At 74.5% G+C, this 18,362-nt stretch carries 16 protein-coding genes; 9 read left to right on the top strand and 7 right to left on the bottom strand.

The window, feature by feature from the left end:
* Nucleotides 1-62 precede the first annotated feature (62 nt).
* Together Q2K16_RS01430 and Q2K16_RS01425 are read left to right on the top strand one after the other, a co-directional pair.
* Nucleotides 63-284: a hypothetical protein gene (locus tag Q2K16_RS01430; protein ID WP_302743115.1), complete on the top strand. Its 222-nt coding sequence runs from the start codon at nucleotides 63-65 to the stop codon at nucleotides 282-284.
* A gap of 134 nt (nucleotides 285-418) precedes the next feature.
* Nucleotides 419-589, top strand: a complete 171-nt coding sequence (locus Q2K16_RS01425; protein ID WP_302743114.1) for a hypothetical protein — start codon at nucleotides 419-421, stop codon at nucleotides 587-589.
* Between the two features lie 133 nt (nucleotides 590-722).
* Here Q2K16_RS01425 and sigJ read toward each other — a convergent pair whose 3' ends face one another.
* Nucleotides 723-1,667 carry an RNA polymerase sigma factor SigJ gene (gene sigJ, locus Q2K16_RS01420; protein ID WP_302743113.1) on the bottom strand — a complete coding sequence of 315 codons (945 nt, stop codon included), beginning with the start codon at nucleotides 1,665-1,667 and terminating at the stop codon, nucleotides 723-725.
* Between the two features lie 221 nt (nucleotides 1,668-1,888).
* Here sigJ and Q2K16_RS01415 point away from each other — a divergent pair, with 221 nt between their 5' ends.
* Together Q2K16_RS01415 and Q2K16_RS01410 are read left to right on the top strand one after the other, a co-directional pair.
* Nucleotides 1,889-2,191 (top strand): antibiotic biosynthesis monooxygenase family protein, encoded by a 303-nt coding sequence (locus Q2K16_RS01415; protein ID WP_302743112.1) that lies wholly within the window; start codon nucleotides 1,889-1,891, stop codon nucleotides 2,189-2,191.
* 253 nt (nucleotides 2,192-2,444) lie between these two features.
* Nucleotides 2,445-3,212, top strand: a complete 768-nt coding sequence (locus Q2K16_RS01410) for a hypothetical protein (protein ID WP_302743111.1) — start codon at nucleotides 2,445-2,447, stop codon at nucleotides 3,210-3,212.
* Nucleotides 3,213-3,469: 257 nt separating this feature from the next.
* On the opposite strand, the gene Q2K16_RS01405 is transcribed toward Q2K16_RS01410, so the two are convergent.
* Genes Q2K16_RS01405 through Q2K16_RS01395 form a run of 3 tightly spaced genes read right to left on the bottom strand, consistent with a single transcriptional unit; the run spans nucleotide 3,470 to nucleotide 5,651 of the window.
* Nucleotides 3,470-4,951, bottom strand: coding sequence for a hypothetical protein (locus Q2K16_RS01405; RefSeq protein WP_302743109.1), 1,482 nt, complete (start codon nucleotides 4,949-4,951; stop codon nucleotides 3,470-3,472).
* Complete coding sequence (locus Q2K16_RS01400; RefSeq protein WP_302743107.1) at nucleotides 4,948-5,469, bottom strand: hypothetical protein; 522 nt, start codon at nucleotides 5,467-5,469, stop codon at nucleotides 4,948-4,950. The genes Q2K16_RS01405 and Q2K16_RS01400 overlap by 4 nt, the downstream gene beginning before the upstream one ends.
* The gene (locus Q2K16_RS01395; RefSeq protein WP_302743106.1) at nucleotides 5,466-5,651 is read right to left on the bottom strand and encodes a hypothetical protein; all 186 of its coding nucleotides are present in this window, start codon (nucleotides 5,649-5,651) and stop codon (nucleotides 5,466-5,468) included. The genes Q2K16_RS01400 and Q2K16_RS01395 overlap by 4 nt, the downstream gene beginning before the upstream one ends.
* 154 nt (nucleotides 5,652-5,805) lie before the next feature.
* Here Q2K16_RS01395 and Q2K16_RS01390 point away from each other — a divergent pair, with 154 nt between their 5' ends.
* From Q2K16_RS01390 to Q2K16_RS01380, 3 genes are all read left to right on the top strand, one after another.
* Complete coding sequence (locus Q2K16_RS01390; RefSeq protein WP_255470019.1) at nucleotides 5,806-5,931, top strand: hypothetical protein; 126 nt, start codon at nucleotides 5,806-5,808, stop codon at nucleotides 5,929-5,931.
* Nucleotides 5,932-6,007: 76 nt separating this feature from the next.
* On the top strand, nucleotides 6,008-7,255 hold the full coding sequence (locus Q2K16_RS01385; protein ID WP_302743105.1) for a hypothetical protein: 1,248 nt from the start codon (nucleotides 6,008-6,010) through the stop codon (nucleotides 7,253-7,255).
* 62 nt (nucleotides 7,256-7,317) lie between these two features.
* A complete protein-coding gene (locus Q2K16_RS01380) occupies nucleotides 7,318-9,414 on the top strand; it encodes a tetratricopeptide repeat protein (protein ID WP_302743104.1) in 2,097 nt (698 codons plus the stop codon).
* 110 nt (nucleotides 9,415-9,524) lie between these two features.
* Here Q2K16_RS01380 and Q2K16_RS01375 read toward each other — a convergent pair whose 3' ends face one another.
* Together Q2K16_RS01375 and Q2K16_RS01370 are read right to left on the bottom strand one after the other, a co-directional pair.
* The gene (locus Q2K16_RS01375; protein ID WP_302743102.1) at nucleotides 9,525-10,148 is read right to left on the bottom strand and encodes a helix-turn-helix transcriptional regulator; all 624 of its coding nucleotides are present in this window, start codon (nucleotides 10,146-10,148) and stop codon (nucleotides 9,525-9,527) included.
* A 134-nt stretch (nucleotides 10,149-10,282) separates the two neighbouring features.
* Nucleotides 10,283-10,615, bottom strand: a complete 333-nt coding sequence (locus Q2K16_RS01370) for a hypothetical protein (protein ID WP_302743100.1) — start codon at nucleotides 10,613-10,615, stop codon at nucleotides 10,283-10,285.
* A gap of 228 nt (nucleotides 10,616-10,843) precedes the next feature.
* On the opposite strand from Q2K16_RS01370, the gene Q2K16_RS01365 reads away from it, so the two are divergent.
* Together Q2K16_RS01365 and Q2K16_RS01360 are read left to right on the top strand one after the other, a co-directional pair.
* Nucleotides 10,844-13,234, top strand: coding sequence for an ATP-binding protein (locus tag Q2K16_RS01365; RefSeq protein WP_302743099.1), 2,391 nt, complete (start codon nucleotides 10,844-10,846; stop codon nucleotides 13,232-13,234).
* Nucleotides 13,231-16,722, top strand: coding sequence for an ATP-binding protein (locus tag Q2K16_RS01360; RefSeq protein WP_302743097.1), 3,492 nt, complete (start codon nucleotides 13,231-13,233; stop codon nucleotides 16,720-16,722). Before Q2K16_RS01365 ends, Q2K16_RS01360 begins: the two co-directional genes overlap by 4 nt.
* Here Q2K16_RS01360 and Q2K16_RS01355 read toward each other — a convergent pair.
* Nucleotides 16,692-18,257, bottom strand: coding sequence for a serine/threonine protein kinase (locus Q2K16_RS01355; RefSeq protein ID WP_302743095.1), 1,566 nt, complete (start codon nucleotides 18,255-18,257; stop codon nucleotides 16,692-16,694). The two genes, Q2K16_RS01360 and Q2K16_RS01355, sit on opposite strands and share 31 nt — an antisense overlap.
* Nucleotides 18,258-18,362: the final 105 nt, after the last annotated feature.

Genomic DNA, 18,362 nt, shown 5'->3' with positions numbered 1-18,362 from the left:
TCTAATTCCTGTTGTTCGTCCGTATATGGTCGGAATTTCCGATCAGTAGTCAAGGAGTGTGCATGCCCGCAAGCGCCGACCTCACCAAGCTGGTCGACAAGGCATACCAGGACAAGACCCTCACCGAGATCGTCGATGCCCCGGTGTCCGCCCTCGCCGGCGTCAGCGACGGCGACGCCAAGCTGCTCAAGGAAGCCTTCGGCATCACCACCGTCGGCGACCTCGGCCGCAACCCGTACTTCCAGACCGCCAACGCTCTGGTCGCCCTCACCGGCGCCAGGTGACCTCACCCGGTGGCCCGGGACTCCCCCGGGCCACCGGGCACCACCCGTGCCGACCGCTGCCGGGCGGACCGCGACGACGCCGGCACGGCCGCTGCCGACAGGCGCGCCCGACCCTCGTGCCAGATAATTGCCCGATGACAAATCTTGACCTCGACCCGGACGTGTACCCGCCCCTCGACCCTGCCGAGCCGGTGCCGGACGACGTCGGCGAGCTTCTTCCCGACACGCCCGGCGAGCTGCCGGAGGCACCGGTCGAGCCGATGCCCGACGACGGCGATCCGGGGGGCGTGCCCGAGCCGGCCTGACGGCGGGCCCGGACCGGCCGGCCGAACGATCCCTCGTGGTCCGGCCACGCCCCGGTCGGCGCGGGTGCCGGTCGAGATGCCGCAGGGGTGGTGTCGACGCCACCGTCCCCCCCACGCCGGCCCGGGGCGTCGGTCAGCGGCCCCGGCCGGCGGGAACGTGCCGCCACCGTTCGAGCTTGCGGGGGTTGCGGACCACCCACAGCTGCCCGACCCGACCGGCGCCGGACACGGCGAACGCGAGCACGGCGAGGGTACGGCCGTGCCGGTCGGTGGCGACCAGACCCGGCTCGCCGTTGACGGACGCCTCGTCGACGACCAGGTCGGGTTGCCGGCCCCACACGCCCAGCAGGAAACCGGCGATGGCCTGCGGCCCGTGCAGCGGTACGGCGGAGGCCGAGACGAGGCCGCCGCCGTCGGTGACCGCGGTGGCGTCCGGATCGAGCGCGTCGACCAGAGCGGCGAGGTCGCCGGTCTGCCAGGCGGACCGGAACGCCCGCACGGCCGCGGCGTGCTCGGCCGGGCGCACCGGCGTACGGCGTTGCCCACGGACCCGACGCCGCGCCGACGAGGCGAGTTGCCGGCACGCGGCCGGGGTGCGGCCGACGACCTCGGCGATCTCGGGGTAGGTGAACCGGAACACGTCGTGCAGCACGAACGCGACCCGCTCGGCCGGGGTCATCGCCTCCAGCACCACCAGCAGGGCCATCGACACGGAGTCGTCCAGGCTCACCCGGTCGGCGGGGTCGACCACCGTCGAGGCTTCCTGGCTGCTCCAGCCGGTCGCCGGGAGGGGTTCGGGGAGCCACTCGCCGACGTACTGCTCCCTGCGGGCCCGTGCGCTGCCGAGCATGTCGAGCCCGATGCGGCTGGCGGTCCTGATCAGCCAGGCGCGAGGGTTGGCGACGGCGTCGCGTTCCCCGTCGCTGAGCCGGTGCCAGCGGATGTAGGTCTCCTGCACGGCGTCCTCGGCGTCGGCGAGCGAACCGAGCAGGCGGTAGCTGAGCCCCAGGAGCACCCCACGCTCGCGGGTCACCGGGTCCGGCACCCCCGGGTGGTCCGGCACGGCGTCCTGCGGCACCTTCTCCTCCCTCCCCCGGGGCCGGCGCAACGACCGTCGCGCGCCGCCCACCGCTATCGGATCACGTCCGGCGCGGCGGGCACCGCCTGACAGTTCGCCGACCCGCGTCGTCTACCTCACAGAGCGGGCGGTCCGCCCGCTCACCCGGCAGCTCCGCGCGGCGTCGGGTGCGGCCCGCCGTGGCGGCACCCCCCGTGGGGAGCGCGCACGAAGGAGAAGCGATGTCCGACCCCGTCACGTTCGTCAACGTCATCGACGTCGAGCCGTCCCGGCAGCAGGAGGTGATCGACCTGCTGGTCGAGGGCACCGAGAAGGTGGTGTCCCGGCGGCCCGGCTTCGTCTCGGTCACCCTGCTCGCCAGCCTCGACCGGGCCCGCGTGGTCAACGTCGCCCGGTGGCGCAGCGCCGACGACGTCAGGGCGACCCAGGCCGACCCCGAGGCGGCCGAGTACGCCCGGCGGACCGCCGCCCTGGCCCAGGCCAGCCCCGGTCTCTACGCCGTGGTCGGCGAGTTCACCGCGTGACCACGGCGGCGGGCCGACCGGCGACCGGCTGACCCCGGGACCGGAGTGGCCCGCCCGGCCATCCCCGGCCAGCGCCGGCGTCCGCCAGGTCGGACGGTCGGTGGTGCCCGGCCCACCCGGCCGGGCACCACCGGATCTTTCAACAACGTGGTGACAGACAGGTTGTTGAAAGCCCAGGCTGGCGCCACGAGCGGGTGCTGTCGCGCCGCGGCACCGACGCCGGCTGCTGGCGCGCTGCTGAGACACTGCGCTCATGAGTCAGGGTGTGCCCGGCGTGCCGCCCGGCCGGTGGTGGGGTGCGTTGCGGATCGCCCTGGTCCTGCTGTGGTTGCTCGGGGCCACGACGACGTGGTGGACCGCGCCGCGCCAGCAGGACTACGACCGGGCCAGGGCGGACGTGGTCGCGGGCCGGGTGACCGCCTACCAGTGGGGTGACCGGTGGGAGGTGGATCGTTCACCCCTGTGGTTCGGCTCTGCCACCCTGTGGGCCTCCGGCAGCTACGGGCCGCTGTTCGCGTGGAGAACGCCCGACGGCCGGCTGCACTGGACGGACACCGACCGGTTCGGACAGGTGACCACCACCGGTGCCGACGCGCGGGAGAGCTACTCCGGAGCCGGTGCCGTCGGCATCGCGCGGGAGTTGCGCGCCGCCGGGCTCGAACACCGCGCCGGTGACGTGCACGCACCGGTGTCCGTCGTCGGCGGGGCGGGCATCCTCCTCGCCGTCGTCGCTCTCGTCGTCGTGGTCGCCGGCCCGGCGCCGGTCCGGGGCACCCGGTGGTTCTGGTTCTGGCTGATCTTTCTCACCCCGTGCGGTCTCGGACTGCTGGCCTGGACGGCCCGGGAGCGCCCGTGGTCACGGTCGGCGGCGGCGGTGGCCGCGCGGAGTCCGGCGTACCCGCGGGACCGGGGCGTTCTCGGCTTCGGCATCGGCGTCTTCGCGTCGGTCCTGGCCGGCGTCGTCCTGCTGTTCCTCCATGAGGTACTGGGCGACTGGTGGGTGCCGCGACCTGACGCCTAGCAGCAGCCGGTCTCCCCGGGTACCCACCGGGCCGGTCCGAACGGTCCTCGGACGCGACCGGGTGCGGGACAATGCGCTTGTCGGTCCGTCGGCGACGGTGGCGGCCGTGGCGCTGGCCGCCTACGCCGACAGCCCACCCGCTGCGGCCCTGACCACGCCAGGTCACCCCGCCCACCGGCGCTGCGGCGTCTTCGGCCACCGCCGCACCGTGCGCCCCGGGCTCGGGGCGCACGGTGGACGCCGGGGTCGCGCCCGACTCAGGGCGGAAAGCCCGGTGGCCGGGGCCACTGCTCCGCCTCCGGGTCGGGTCGGTAGCCCGGTGGGGGCTGGCGTGCCGGGGTCGGAGGTGCAATGGGCGCGTCCGGACGGTGTGCTGCCACGGGTGGAGCACCGGCGCCCGGCGGGGGCGCGGCCGCGACGCCGACGACGGGCCGGGCCGGTCCGGGCCCGCCCGGCGCGGTCGCCGGTGGGGTGGCAGGCCCTGCCGTCGGTGGCAGGTGGCCGTCGGGCTGCGGTCCCGGGAGCGCCGCCACGGCGGCCCGGGGCCGCCAGACCGGTTCCGCACCGATCAGACCGCGGAAGTCGAACTGGCACTTCGGGCAGGTGCGTAGCGCGGTCTCGGCGCGGCGGTCACCGCACTTGCGGCAGTAGGTCACCACCGTCTCGTCGGCGTCCATCCCCTGGCAGCGGGGGCAGGCGAACTTGGGACCCTTGTTGTTGAGCTGCACCAGCCGGCCGGCGAGCACGTAGGGCGTGACGAGGCCGCCGATGCTGCTGGCCAGGTCCCGGGTCCGCCGGGTGCGCTCCTGCATGCGTTCCATCTCCGGGTTGGCGACCTTCTCCAGCCGGCAGGTGGTGCAGGTCCGCAGGGTCCGTACCGGCAGCAGGCCGCGCAGCCGTGCCTGCTGGTGCAGGAAGGTGACCGCCGGCACGTCCGCCGGCTCGACGGTGATCCGGTCGACGCCCCCGGCCGCGAGGTGTTCCTCGACCCGGAACACCAGCGACTGCACCTGCCCGACCAGCTTCGGTGGCATGCCCCCCGGTCGGCTGACGATCAGTGTGCCGACCATCAACATGCCGTCGGCCAGTTCGGCGGGGACCTCGGCGACGGCGTCGGCCGTCACGAAGGTGAAGGTCGCACCGCCGGTACGGGTGACCACCGCCTGCCGGTGCGCCTGCCCGTCGCCGTCGAGCAGCCGTCCCGCGTGCCGGGAGAACGCCGCCTGCGCCCGGTTGGCCAGGCCGGCGGCGTGCTGCATCATCGCCACGTCACCCGGGCCCGTCTGCCGCCACCACGGGGTGAACGAGGCCGCGGCCGTGGGGTCGAGCCGGCCGAGCACGGCATCGAACGTGCTCAGCACCGACTCGAAGAGACCGACGTACACCGAGGTCACACCCCAGTTCCGCCCCAGCCTGCCCGGCCAGCGGTCGACCAGCAGCACACCCACCCGGACCCCGGGGCCGTCGGCCTCCAGGGTGACCCGCAGCAGCACCGGCACCTGCGTCGGCGAGAGGGTGACCCCGCCGAGGCGGGAGCCGCGTACCGCCTCCAGGAGGCTGAGCTGCTCGATCTTCAGGTCGAAGGCGAGGTCACGGACGCTGCGCAGCAGGTGCTGGCGGGCCACGCTCGGCGGGACACCGAGCCGACGTTGGACGCCGGCCGCCAGCCGGCCGGGCTCCAGCCCGGCCGCGACGGCCGGCGGCACGGCACCGGGCCCACCGGTGTCGGCCCAGCTCATTCCGCCACGTCGTAGGAGATGCTGGTGTCGAAGCTGGACACGCTGGTGTCGTAGCCTCCGGCGTCGTACGAGGTGTCGTACGACGTGCTGGCGTCGTAGGTGGTCGTGTCGTAGGAGGTGCTGGCGTCGGTCCCGCTGGTGGCCCAGTCGACCTCGGCGGCGGCGGTCTCCACGTGGTCGGCGACGGCGTCGGAGTACTCGTCGGAGACCGTGTAGTTGTTCTCGGCGATGCTCGCGTGGTCGGCCGCCCGTGCCATGGCGCTCTCGGCGACCTCGACGTTGCCGGCCGCCGCGTTCTCCACTGCGTAGTCGGCCCAGTCCTGCGCGGAGTCGGCCCATTCGTCACCGCTGTCCGCGTGCCAGTTCGACCAGTCCTGGTCGTCGACCGCGCCGCTGATCTCGCTCTCCACGATGGATGCCGACGGCTCCGGCAGCGCCGCCACCGCCTCGGTCAGGGTGGTGTCCCCGATCGGCGTGTCGGTGGTCAGGAAGTCGTCCCAGTCCGAGTCGGCACTCATGCTCTGATTCCCCAGATTCTGATGAACGTCGCGGTCAACTGTCGTCGGCGGGTGGGCCGGCCGAACGACCAGAACTGTCCCACGCCCATGCCCCGGGCCGCGCAGTCGCGGCGGCGGGTCCGGCGGGCGTCGGCCGAGGTCAGGCCGGGTGCCGGCCGGCGGGGTGGCGGTGGTGTCAACATGCCGACAGACCCGGTCGACGCTGTGCCAGCTCACGGTCGGTGGTCCTGCGGCCCCCGACTCCGGCTTCAGCCGGCCTCGAGTCCGCTTCGAGCACCCACCCCTAGCCTGTGATCGGCTCATTACCGAGCGTCCCTATTCGAGGAGGGTTCTGCCATGGACACCAAGGACGTCAAGCCCGCTCGGCCGATGAAGAAGATCACCGTTCGCAAGGCCGGGTCGGTCCGACTGACCGCCAACGCGAACTCCCTGTACGCCCCCTTCTCCTGCTGGCCGTTCTGATCGTGGCGCGTCGCCCGACCGGCCTTCCGGTCGGGCGGCGCCCCGCCCGGACCGCCACCACCCACAGGAGGACGCCATGAGTGGCCACGCCGGCACCGACCAGGTCACCGTTGCGGCCGGGGAACCGGGGTTCGACCCGGACCGGCAGGTGCAGGTGCCACACCTGTCGTTCCTGCCCGAGGGCGACGGTGTCGTGGTGGGCAACGCCGCCACCGACTCGTACGTGGTGCTGCCCGCCGACGGTGCGGAGCTGCTCCGGCGGCTCGGAGAGGGGATGACGCCCCGGGCTGCCGCCGCCTGGTACGCCGACACCTACGGCGAGGAGGTCGATCTGGCCGAACTCCTCACCGACCTGGCCGAACTGGGCCTGGTCAGCCCGCCCGACACCGCCGGGCCGGCCGACCCCCGGGTCTCCGCCCCGGTCCGGTGGCAGCGGCTGGGCCGGGCCCTCTTCTCCCCGGTGGCCCTGCTCGCCTACGCGGCGCTGATCGTGGCCGCCGTCGTGGCCGCGGTGGCGCAACCCGACCTGCGCCCGCACTACCGGGCCATCTTCTTCACCGACTACCTGACGGTCGTCACGGTCGTGCTGGCGGTCGGCCAGTGGCCGCTGATCGCCCTGCACGAGGCCGCCCACGCGCTCGCGGGACGACGGTTGGGGCTACGCAGCCGGCTGACCGTCGGATACCGGTTGCAGTACCTGGTCTTCGAGACGGTCATGGACGGTCTGGTCACCGTCCCGCGTCGGCAGCGCTGGGTGCCGATGCTCGCCGGCATCGGCACGGACCTGGTCGTGATGGCGCTGCTGACCCTCGCCGCCGCCACGCTGCGTGCGCCGGACGGTTCGTTGCCGCTGCTGGCCCGGCTCTGCCTCGCGTTGAGCTTCGGCGCGCTGCTCCGCGTCGCCTGGCAGTTCTTCCTCTACCTGCGCACCGACCTGTACTACCTGCTCACGCTGGTGCTCGGCACCGTCGACCTGCACGGCAGCGCCAGCGTGCTGCTGCGGCACCGGTGGCGTCGGCTGACCGGCCGGCCGGGTCTGGACCGGCAGTGGGCGCAGCTGCACCCCACGGACCGGCGGACCGCACGCTGGTACTCGTGGCTGATGGTCGGCGGGTACGCCGCCACCCTGGCCACCCTGGTCTTCGCCGTCGTGCCGGCGGGCATCCACTTCTTCGCCGAGGCGGTGGCCGAACTCGACGGCCGCCACGGCACCGGCAACCTCGTCGACTCCGCCGTGGTGCTCGTCCTCAGCGGAGCTGAGCTGATCTTCGTCGGCGTCCTGGCGCTGCGCACCCGACGCCGTGCCCGCGCCACGCCTGCCTGAACGCCCCGCCACCCGAAGTGGACCGACCGCACCCCGGCCCGTAACCCTCCGAGAGGTGAACCGTGCACCAGACCCCCCACCGCTGGATCAGGGCCGCCCGACACCATGACCGGCAGCGGCTGCTGACCGCCGGGGTCGACGTGCCCGTGCTCGCCGAACTCGACGCCCACCGCTTCCTGCGCGGGCCGTACACCGCCACCGGTACGCTGCTGCGCGCCCTGGTGCCGGCGATGCTGGCGGAGCGGCCGGATCTCGTCACCCGGCACCAGATCGAGATCCTCTCGGTCGCGCCGGAGTTGCGGGAGTCCGTCCCGGCCACCCGGGAGACGCTCACCTCGCTCGCCGTGCCTGCCGAACGCACCCGGTTCTACTCGCGGATGCGGACCCTGCGTCACGCGCACGGGCTGGTCGATTTGCTCGACGCCTGGCTGCGGCACCTCGACGACGGGCCCCGGTGTCTGCTGGTGGAGAACCTGCACGAGGCGGACCCGACCGACCGGGAGTTCGTCGGGACGCTGCTGCGCCGGATCGACCCCGGGCTGCTGCACCTGCGCGTGGCGACGGCCACCGACACGGTCGAGGAGCCGCCGGGTGCGGTCGCCGTCCCGATCCGCACCGCCCTACAGCGGTACGCGGTACCCGTGGACGGCGATCCGTCGCCGTCGGTGACCGAACCACCGGCCGATCCGACGTCGTGCGCCCGGGCCTACGTCGACGGAGACTGCGTCGACGACGACCCGGCGGTGCTGGCCGCCTACCGGGAACTGCCGGCGCCGGTCCGGGCGGCCCTGCACGACGACCGGGCCGGGGAACTGCTCGCCACCGGGGAATGGTCGTGCCGCCTCGGTGCCGTCGCCCTGCACCGGGAACGGGGCAGCGCGCCCGGCTCGACAGGTGCCGACGCGCTGCGCGAGGCCCTCGAACACTGCGTCAACCTGGGCTTCTACCATGCCACGTTGGACTTCGGGGCGCGCGGCCGGGCGGTCATCGACTGGTCCGGGCAGGTGGAGCACTGGTGGGCGTTCACCACCAAGATGACCACCTCGTTGATGGCGTTGGAGCGGCCGTTGGAGGCGTTGGCCCTCTATGACGAGGCGCGGGCGCAGACCGACAGCGGCATGGTGCACATGCAGGCGGCGTACGCCACCGCCATGATCTACACCCGGCACCTGGAGACCGGGAAACGGGACCACCGCAAGGCGCGGGCCTGGTGCAACGCGGCGATCGCGTTCGCCCGGCTGGCACCCAACCCGCAGGACAGCGCGGCCAACCTGGTCTTCAACCGCAACGGGCTGGCGCTGGTGGCGATGCACGAGGGCAAACTCACCGAAGCCCTCGACCTGATCACCACGGGCATCGCCAGCATGGAGGCGGCGCTGGGCGACGACAAGCACCTGCTCCACCGCTCGGTGCTGCGCCACAACCGCTCGCAACTGCTCTCCGCGCTGGGCCGGCCGGAGGAGGCGCTGGCCGATCTGGACACGGTCATCGCGATCGACCCCAACCACGCCGAGTACCACCTCGACCGGGGCACGTTGCTGCGCCGGCTGGGCCGTCTCGACGAGGCGTTGGACAGCTACGGGCGGGCCGCCCGGCTCTCCCCGCCCTTCCCCGAGGTGTACTACAACCGGGCCGACGTGCTGTTGGAACTCGGCGCTCCGGACGAGGCCCTGGCCGGCTTCGACCGGGTGCTCGACCTCGACCCGGAGCACCTGGACGCCCGGATCAACCGGGCCGGGCTGCGCCAGGCGCTCGGCGACACCGAGGGAGCGTGGGACGACGTCCGGACCGGGCTGGCGCGCGACCCGGACAACGGCCACCTGCTCTGCGTACGTGGGCAACTGGAGTTGGAGACGGACCCGGAGCAGGCCCGGCGGACCCTGACCAAGGCGGTGGCGGCCGATCCGACGCTCGCCGCCGGTTGGGCCGCCCGGGGAGTGGCCAACTACGAGCTGGGTGACCTGCCGGCGGCCATCGCCGACCTCGGCCACGCGTTGGAACTCGACGACGATCCGGCGGTCCGGTTCAACCGGGCCCTCGCCCTGGCCGACGCCGGCCGGCAGGCCGAGGCGGACGCCGACTTCCGGGCATGCGTGGCCGCGGACCCGACGCTCGCCGCGGAGGTGGCCGAACACCGCGAGCGGCTGCTGCCCGCCTGAGCACGCCGGCCGGCACCCGGTCCCGCACGGCGTGCCGGCGGGCGCTCACCCGGCCGGCCGCGCTGCCCCGGGGGCCGTGGTGGCGCATGGCGTGCGGGGGTCCGCGCGGATCAGATCATGCCGGCGCGCAGCGCGTACGCGACGGCGTGGGAGCGGCTGCGCAGATTGAGCCGGTGCGTGACGCCGTAGATGACGTTCTTGACGGTCCGCTCGGAGTAGCAGAGCCGGCCGGCGATCTCGCCGGTGTCGCATCCGTCGGCCATGAGGCGGAGCACGTCCACCTCGCGGGTGGTGAGTCCGGAGGCGTTCAGGCCGTGCGGGGCGAGCACCTCACGCTGAAGCCGCTCGATGTGCTTGAGCAGTTCACCGACCAGGTTCGGTGGCATGACGCCGCCGCCGTTGGCCGCCGCGAGCACACTGTGGGCGAGCCGTTCGGCGGTCACCGCCGCGCGCGGCAGGATGGCCACCACCCGGCATTCCACCGCCGTGAGCAACTCGCTCTCGGTGATCTCCCGGAGTACGAGGACCACCGGCAGGCCGGTCTCGGCCGCCGAGCGGCGCAGCAACGTCACCACGTCCACGGTCAGCTGCTCGCAGCCGAACACCAGCACCCGGGCGTCGGCGCGGTCGTCGCCGGGCAGCAGTTCGATCGCCGGACAGGACCGCAGGAAGCTGTCCAGTCCCGCGTAGCTCAACGGGTCGGATGCCTGTAGGACGAGCCTGACCGTTTCCACCGAAACCTCCCTGTGTCCTGGCTGCGGTGGAAGTCTGCGCACCGGCCCTTCAGAAAACCTCCACGCCGTCTTCACGGGCGGCCCTCGGCCCGTGAAGGTTCCGCCGTCGGGGGCCGCCGCCGGCCGGCGTCCGGTCAGTCCAGCCGGGCCTGACGCAGCGCCGCGATGTACTTGGGGAGTTCGGCCACGGCCAGCTCCAGCCGGCCGGGTGCGAGCTGGTCGGCGAAGATGGCGTCGACGACGTCCGGGGCGAGGTCGTCGGGGATGTCGTCCATCCGCTGGGTCGGCGCGTGCTGCCAGATGCGCAGGATGCGCAGCCGGGCCCGGACCGCGGAGAGGGTGCGTTCCAGCTCGGCGATGGTCTGGTCGGCCTGGGCCGGGTCCAGCACGAACCGCCCCTCGCGGGCGAGGGCGAGCAGCAGCTCGCCGGCGAACGGACTCGACGGGACGCTCGGGTCAGCCGACACCTGTCGAGTGCATCAGCTGCCCGGTGGACGGGGAAGACGCCGGCGGCGGATCTGCCCGGACTCCGGCCCGGTCTGCCCGCTCTGCCGCGCCCGCCGCCGTCGCGTCTGCGCCCGGACGCGGCCCGGCGGCCATCCTGGCTGGGCAGCGTCGTCGTGGATGGTGGACAATCGGCGGGTGCGGAGCAAGCGGACGGGTGGGGCATCCACCGAGATTCCGTCGGCGGCGGGGTGGTAGATCCGCGGTGGCAGTCGCGCGGCGTCGGCACCCGGGACGGCGAGCCGGGGGCAGCCGGTTCGGCGGAGCAGGCGGGACTCGACCTCCGCCTGCTGGGTCCGGTGCACGCCCTGCGGGGCGGGTCCGAACTGGTGCTCGGCTCGGCACGCCGTACCGCCGTGCTGTGCGTGCTCGCGCTGCACCCGGGACAGCAGGTTTCCCGTGACGAGTTGGTCAGCGCGGTCTGGGGCGAGGACCCGCCGTCGAGCGCGACCGGCAACATCTACACGTACGTCTCCACCCTGCGGCAGATGCTGGAGCCGACCCGGGACCGGTGGACGGCGGGGCGGCTGTTCAGCTCGGGCGGCGGCACGTACCAGCTGCACCTCCCGCCGGAGTGCGTCGACGTGCTCAGATTCGAGTCGTTGCGCCTGACGGCCCGACGGCAGCGGTCCGCAGGGGACGTCGACGCCGAGGTGGACACGGTGGCGCAGGCCCTCCGGCTGTGGCGTGGGGAGGCGCTCGCCGGGGTTCCCGGGCCGTTCGCCGAGGGGCAGCGGTTGCGCCTGACCGAGCTGCGGCTCGCCACCGCCGAGCGGTACGTCGCGCTGCTGACCGGGTGCGGACGGCACGAGGAGGCCGCCCGGGTCCTGGACGACCTGGTGGCGGCCTACCCGCACCGGGGGGACCTGCGGGCCAGGCTGGCCGCCGTACCGCCGGTGCCGGGCGCGTCCGTGCCGCCGGGCGACGGCGGACGGCCCCGCGGCGACGGTGCGGCGGACGGCGGGCGGGAGATCCGTACCGGAGGTGGCCCCCCGGCCGGGCCCCGGGTCGACGCGACCCCGCTGTTCGGCCGGGACGCGGCGCTGCGCCGGCTCCGGCGGGGCGTGGCCGATGCCGTCGGCGGGCGGGGCGGCAGCATCCTGGTCGAGGGGCCTGCCGGGATCGGCAGGACGGCACTGCTCACGGCCGCGTTGGGTAGCGTCCCGGACGGGTGCCGCATCGGCTGGGCGGTCGGCGACGAGGGTGCCCGGGACGTCCCGCTCGGCGTCCTGCGTGACTGCGTCGGGGCGGCGCTGACGTCCGCAACGACGAGGGTGCCGGTCGCCGCGGCCGACCCGGCCGGAGACGACCGACCGGCCACCGCCGCCGGGTCCGGCGGCGACGACACGGACCGGGTGGGGAGCGACGACGCGGCCCGGATGGTGGACCTGGTCCGTCGCGCCACGGCCGGGGGCCCGCTCGTTCTCACCGTCGACGACCTGCACTGGGCCGATCCGACCACGCTGCGCGCCTGGGCCACGCTGAGCGGGCAGGCGGCCGGGCTGCCGCTGCTGCTGGTCGGCACCGTGCGTTCCGGCGCGGGTCCGGTGGCCGGGTGGTCCGTCGCCGAGGTCGTCACGCTCGGTCCGCTGGACCCCTCCTCGGCGGGCGCGCTGGTCCGGGCGCTCGCCCCGCGACCGCCCGGACCGCAGGAGCTGGCCCGGCTCCTCGACCAGGCCGGCGGCCACCCGGACTACCTGCGTCAGCTCGCCCGGCACGGGTCCGATCCGTTCCCACCGGCCGGCCTGGTCGCGGCGGTCGGGGCACACCTGTCGCCGTACCCGGAGGAGCTCCGCCGGGTGCTGCGGGCGGTCGCGTTCCTCAGCGCGTACGAGGTGCGGTCGCCTGGCACGCTGCCGGAGGGCTGCACGATGGCCGAGTTGGCGGCGGCCACCGACCACGGTGTCGAGGATCTCGGCCGGATCGTGGCCCCGGCACGGGCCGCCGGGGTCCTCGCGTCCGGGGACCGGTTGCGGCTGCGACACCGGGTGGTCGTCCGCGTCCTGCACGAGAGCACGCCGGCGGCGTTCCGGGTCGCCCTGTCCCGCCAGTACGCGAAGCGGCTCGCCGTCGTGGGCGCGGCACCGGAGCGGGTGGCGGCGCTGCTGCTCGCCGGGGAGGTGCCGTTCGACGACCGCACCGCCGGCTGGCTGGCCGGGCAGGTCGAACAGATCGCCGAGGCCTCGCCGCAGATCGCCGTCGCGGCGCTCGCCCAGGCGCACGCGCAGCATGCCCTCGCCCCCGACCGGCGGCTCACGTTGACCGCCTGGCTGGCCCGGCTGCTGCTCCGCGCGGGCCAGCACGCCGCGGCCGAGGCCGGTTGGGTCGCCGCGCGTACCGCCGATCCGGAGCTTGCGGGTGAGATGCGCTGGACAGCCGCGCACAGCCACGAGCGGCGGGGTGACTTCGAGACCGCGGCGGAGATCGCCCACACGGCGCTGCGGGAACGCCGGATCGGTCCGCAGTGGATCGACGAACTACGGGCGCTGCTCGGGCGCATCCGGCCGAGCCTGCCGGGCAACCCGACCGAACCGCAGCTGTCCCGCTCGGGCCTCGTCGGCGGCACCCGGGACGCTCCGTGACCGGTGGCGACGCCCCGCCCTCCGACGCCGAACCGGAAGGGTCGACGACGACCGCACCGGAGGGCCGGCTGCGGGTGTCCGTCCTCGGGCCGGTCCGGGCGTGGCGCGGCGACCGGGAGGTTGCGTTGGGTCCCGCCCGGCAGCGGGTGGTCTTCGCGCTGCTCGCCGCCGCCGTGGGACGCGACGTCGGGCGGGACACGCTGATCGCGGGGGTGTGGGGTCCGTCGCCACCCGGCACGGCGGCGGGCAGCGTCTACACCTACGTCTCCGGGTTACGTCGTGCCCTCGGACCGGGGTCGCTGACCTCCGGTGCGGGTGGTTACGCCCTGCGCCTGCACCCCGAGGACCTGGACAGCGCGCAGTTCGAGGCACTCGACGCCGAGGCCGGGCGGTTGCGTGCGGCCGGCGACCGGACGGCCGCCGTGGCCCGGCTCGACGAGGCGCTGCGGCTGTGGCGCGGCGAGGCGTACGCCGGGCTCACCGGTGACCGGATCGATGCGGCGCGGGACCGGCTCGCCGAGCGGCGGCTCGCCGCCGCCGAGGCCCGGGCCCGGATGCTCATCGAGATCGGTGACGACACCGTGGTGGCGGACCTCGCGGTGCTGGTCCGCGACCATCCGCTCCGCGAGTCCCTGCACGAACTGCTGGTGCTCGCGTTGCACGGCGCTGGCCGGCGGGCCGAGGCGGCGGCGGCGTGGCGGGCCGCCCGGGACACCCTGCGGGCCGAGTTGGGGGTGGAGCCGGGTGCCACCCTCGCCCGGCTGCGCCCGGTCGTCGCCGGCGAGCCGCACGGGGAGCCGGCGGGCCGCACGGGTGCCGGCGCGGGGCGGGCGACGGGGCACGGCGGGTCACCTGCGGTGGACCTGCCGGGCCGTGAGGCGGAGCTGCGCCTGCTGCGGGAACTGGTCGGTGCGGTCGTCGCCGGACGGGGTGCCGCCGTGTGGGTGGAGGGTGAGCCGGGCATCGGCAAGACGAGTCTGCTGCGCGCCGCGTTCGACGGGGCGGCCGAGCGGGGCTGCCGGGTCGCCTGGGGGTCCGGCGCGGAGCCCGACCAGCACGGCCCGCTCCCGGCGGCGTCGCGGGCGTTGGGGCTCGCGGTCGAACCCGGTGACCCGACCGTCGCCGGGCTGCCCGGCGGGGCCGCGGCCGCAGCCGGCAGCGTCACCGACCGGGTGTTGGCCGAGGTGCGCGCCGTCTGCGCCACCGGTCCCCTCGTGCTGGTGCTCGACGATCTGCCCGGCGTCGACCGTGACGGTGCCGGCCCGTTCTGGGAACGTCTGGTGGCGCTCACCCGCCGGCTGCCGCTGCTCCTGGTGGCGGCCGCCCGACTGGAGCCGGGTGGCCGGGAACTGTCCCGGCTACGCCGTGTCGTGCAGGTCCGGCAGGGTCACCTGCTCCACCTGGACGGGTTGCCCACGGGGGTGGTGGAGCAGGTGGTGGCCGGTCTGGTCGGCGCGCCGCCGGGGCCGAACCTGGCCGAGGTGGTGGCCGACTCGGCGGGCAACCCCCGCTACGCGCACGAGCTGACCACGGCCCTGCTGCGGCGGGGTGTGGTGCGGGTGCTCGACGACGTGGCCGACATTCCCGACGGTACGGCGATCGATCCTCCCCGGCCGTTGCTCGCGATGATCCGCGCCACGATGGACGGCCTCACCTCCGGCACCCAGGAGGTGCTCCGGACGGCGGCGCTGCTCGGTACCCGCTTCTCGGTCGACGACGTCGGCGCGGTGGCCGGTCACCCCGGCCTCGACCCGGTGGCCGGCCTGGAGGAGGCGCTCGCCGCGCGGGTCGTCGTGGACGCCGGCACGGACCTGGCCTTCCGGCACCGGTTGGTGCGGCAGATGCTGTACGAGGGCATCCCCGCCCCGGCCCGCTCGGCGTTGCACCGGCACATCGCCGAGGTGCTGGCCGACGGCGGCCGGCCGGTGGTGCGGGTCGCCGAGCAGCTCGCTGCGGCGACCTCGGCGGTGGACGGCTGGGTGGTCTCCTGGCTGACCACCCACCACGTCGAGCTGGCCCGTCGGGCGCCCCGGCTCGCCGGCGGGCTGCTGCGTCGGGTGCTCGGCACCGACCGGCCCGAACCGGGGCAGCGGGTACTCCTGCTGGTCGCGCTGGTCCGGCTTGAGTTCCGGCACGGGCGTGCGGCTCCCGGGCAGGCACGGGAGGCGGTCCGGCTCGCCACGGACCCGGCCGACCGGGCCGAGATGCGGCACCTGCTCGCCATGATGGCCCACCGCGACGGCGACGTGGCGGCGGCGCTCGGGGTGGTGGAGGAGGCGCTCGCCGATCCCGCCGTCCCCACTCTCTGGCACACCCGGCACCGGATGCTGCGGGCCAGCCTCCGTCGGGGTCCCCTCGACGACCTCGACCGGGCGGACCGGACGGCGGCGGCGGCGCACCGCGCCGCGCTCGCCGCGAACCAGCCGTACGAGGCGGCGTTCGCCCTCCAGACCACCTGGCTGACGAACACCATCCGGCGTGACCACGAGCGGGCGCTGGAGTACGTCGACCGCGCGTTGGACGTCATGCGTGACAACCCGGCGTTCGGCGGCCTCTACCTGGACCTGTTGGACAACCGGGCGTTCACGTTGCAGAACCTGGACCGGCTGGAGGAGGCGGAGCGGACGCTGCGGGAGGCGGCGCTGTTCGCGTTGCGGCACCGGTTGCCGTCCGGGCTGCACGTCGCCGCCGCGGTGCAGCACTACTGGTCGGGACGTTGGGACGACGTGTTGACGGTGGTCGGAGCGGTCACCGACGATCCCCTCGGGTCCACCCTGCTGGGTACCCGGGAGCCGGGTTCGGCCGCCATGCTGCTGCACGGTGCCGCCGCGTTGGTCGCCGCCCACCGCGACGACCCGGTGCTGGCCGGCGGGCATCTCGACGCGACCGAACTGGTGCCGGCCACCGAGGCGGAGCGGGAGAACTCCGACTTCCTGCTGGTCGCCCGCGCGCTGGTCGCCGAGCGGCAGGGCCGTCCGGAGCAGGCCCTGCACCTGCTCGACCCGCTGCTGGTGCCCGCGTACGCCCCGATGCTGATGCGGCACCAGTGGCTTCCCGGCGTCGTGCGGCTCGCGCTGGAACTGGGTCGCCGCGACGTGGCGCAGCGGGCGGCGGCCATCTGCGCCGACGAGGCGGCCAGGGAGGTCAGGCCGGTGCGGGCGTATACGGCGGCGCTACGCTGCCGGGCGCTGCTCACCGGCGACGCGGAACCCGCGCTGGCCGCGGCCGGGCACTACCGTGCGGTCGGTCGGGTGGTGGAGCGGGCGGCGGCGCTGGAGGACGCGGCGGTGCTGCTGGCTGCCGGCCGACGTCCGCACGAGGCGGCCCGGGCCGGCGGTGCGGCGGCGGAACTGTACGCCGTGCTCGGTGCCGCGTGGGATCTGCGCCGGACCCGTCGCCGGCTGGGCGGGTACGGGGTGTCCCCGGCCGCTGACGGGCGGGCGGAGCACCGGGGCGCTCAGCGCACCTCGATCTCGTGCAGGGAGTAGCCGCGCTCGCCGCTCTGCTGGGTGCCGTGCATCTTCACGAAGCGGCCGGTCACCCCGTCGAGGGGGATCCGGTCGACCTCGCCGTTGCCGAAGATGCCGTTGTACACCGTCTTCCACTGCCGACCGTCGGCAGAGGTGTCCACTCGGAAGAAGACGGCGCGGGCGGTGGGTTGCCAGCGCAGCACGATCTCGCTGATCCGCCACAGCGAGCCCAGGTCCACGATCAGCCACTGCGGGTTGTGGTACTGGCTGCCCCACCGGGTGGCGGGATCACCGTCGACGGCGTTGGCCCCGGCCAGGGTCGGGCTCTGCTCGCTGGAGGCGGTGACCTCCCGGCCGAGGGCCAGGTTCCGGCGGGAGGTGTTCACGGCGGCGCGTGCCGCCGGTGTGGTCGTGGTGCTGCCCGTCGGCAGGATTCCGCCCCCGTCGTCGTCACCGGCCCGGGCGGACCGGGTCGGAGTGGGTGCGGTGGTGACCGTCGGCGTGGGTGTCACGCTCGATGGCGATGGCGACGGGGACGGCGACCCGGTGCGGCCGGTGCGGGACGTGTCGCCGGCGACCAGGCCGGCGATGCCGACCCCGGCCAGGACCGGCAGCACGACCAGGGCGCTCAGCACCGCCCGCCCGCGTCGGGTCGAGCGGAACGCCCGTGGCGACCCCGTGGGCGGTGGCCGGTCGCCGGCCGGTGCCGGCGTGACGGATTCGCTGCGCAGCAGGATGGCGAGCAGTTCCGGTGCGGTCGGCCGGTCGGCCGGGTTTTTCGCCAGGGCCGCGCCCACCGCCGTTCGCAGGGGCTCCGGTAGGCCGTCGAGTCGCGGCGGCTGGGTGAGGATGCGGGCTGCCGTCGCCGACGGGGAGTCGCCGTGGAAGGGCGTCTTCCCGGTGGCGGCGAAGACGATCACGCAGCCCCAGGCGAACACGTCGGCCGCGGCGGTGACGGGGGTCTCCGACTCGCCGGAGAACCGCTCGGGGGCCATGTAGGCCACCGTGCCCACCATGACGTCGGTACGGGTGTGCTGGCTGGTGGCTTCGAACGGTCGCGCGATGCCGAAGTCGATCACCTTGGGGCTGCCCGGTGCGAGCAGGACGTTGTCCGGCTTGAGGTCACGGTGGATGATGCCCGCGCCGTGGATGCCGGTCAGCGCGGTGGCGACCCCCACGGCGAGGGAGTGCAGCGCACCACCGCGCAGCGGACCCCGTTCGGTGACCACCTCGTTCAGGCTCGGCCCGTCGATGTACTCCACGACCAGGTACGGCGGGTCGTGGTCGAGGTCGGCGTGGAGGAACTCGGCGGTGCAGAACGGCGGTACCCGCCGTGCCCGGTCGACCTCGCCGCGGAAGCGGCAGGCGAACTCGGGGTCGGTCGCGAGGAACGGGTGGATGAGCTTGATCGCGACGTAACTGCCGTCGTCACTCTCCGCAAGGTAGACCATGCCCATGCCGCCGCCACCGAGCCGGCCGACGAGCAGGTAGTCACCCACGCGCTCCGGATCGGCCGCACCGAGCGGGCGCACGCGGTAAGCCGTGTCGATCATGTCTCCTTCATGGACGGAGTCGACGAATCCGAGCGCGCCGATGCCGGCCCCGTCAGGTATATCAAGGCCCCGACTGATCGACAACGACACGGATCGTGACCGGTC

The sequence above is a fragment of the Micromonospora cynarisoli genome (assembly GCF_030518815.1).
GTDB classification, from domain to species: domain Bacteria; phylum Actinomycetota; class Actinomycetes; order Mycobacteriales; family Micromonosporaceae; genus Micromonospora; species Micromonospora wenchangensis.
Note: the sequence above shows the minus strand (reverse complement) of the source record. Positions and strands in the feature narration are given on the sequence as shown.

What these genes read in the sequence shown, in the direction of transcription:
- Q2K16_RS01410 (WP_302743111.1), top strand. Translation starts at nt 2,445, where the DNA reads ATGAGTCAGGGTGTGCCCGGCGTGCCGCCCGGCCGGTGGTGGGGTGCG.
- Q2K16_RS01385 (WP_302743105.1), top strand. Translation starts at nt 6,008, where the DNA reads ATGAGTGGCCACGCCGGCACCGACCAGGTCACCGTTGCGGCCGGGGAA.
- Q2K16_RS01390 (WP_255470019.1), top strand. Translation starts at nt 5,806, where the DNA reads ATGGACACCAAGGACGTCAAGCCCGCTCGGCCGATGAAGAAGATCACC.
- Q2K16_RS01425 (WP_302743114.1), top strand. Translation starts at nt 419, where the DNA reads ATGACAAATCTTGACCTCGACCCGGACGTGTACCCGCCCCTCGACCCT.
- Q2K16_RS01430 (WP_302743115.1), top strand. Translation starts at nt 63, where the DNA reads ATGCCCGCAAGCGCCGACCTCACCAAGCTGGTCGACAAGGCATACCAG.
- Q2K16_RS01415 (WP_302743112.1), top strand. Translation starts at nt 1,889, where the DNA reads ATGTCCGACCCCGTCACGTTCGTCAACGTCATCGACGTCGAGCCGTCC.
- Q2K16_RS01400 (WP_302743107.1), bottom strand. Translation starts at nt 5,469, where the DNA reads ATGAGTGCCGACTCGGACTGGGACGACTTCCTGACCACCGACACGCCG.
- Q2K16_RS01405 (WP_302743109.1), bottom strand. Translation starts at nt 4,951, where the DNA reads ATGAGCTGGGCCGACACCGGTGGGCCCGGTGCCGTGCCGCCGGCCGTC.
- Q2K16_RS01395 (WP_302743106.1), bottom strand. Translation starts at nt 5,651, where the DNA reads ATGTTGACACCACCGCCACCCCGCCGGCCGGCACCCGGCCTGACCTCG.
- Q2K16_RS01355 (WP_302743095.1), bottom strand. Translation starts at nt 18,257, where the DNA reads ATGATCGACACGGCTTACCGCGTGCGCCCGCTCGGTGCGGCCGATCCG.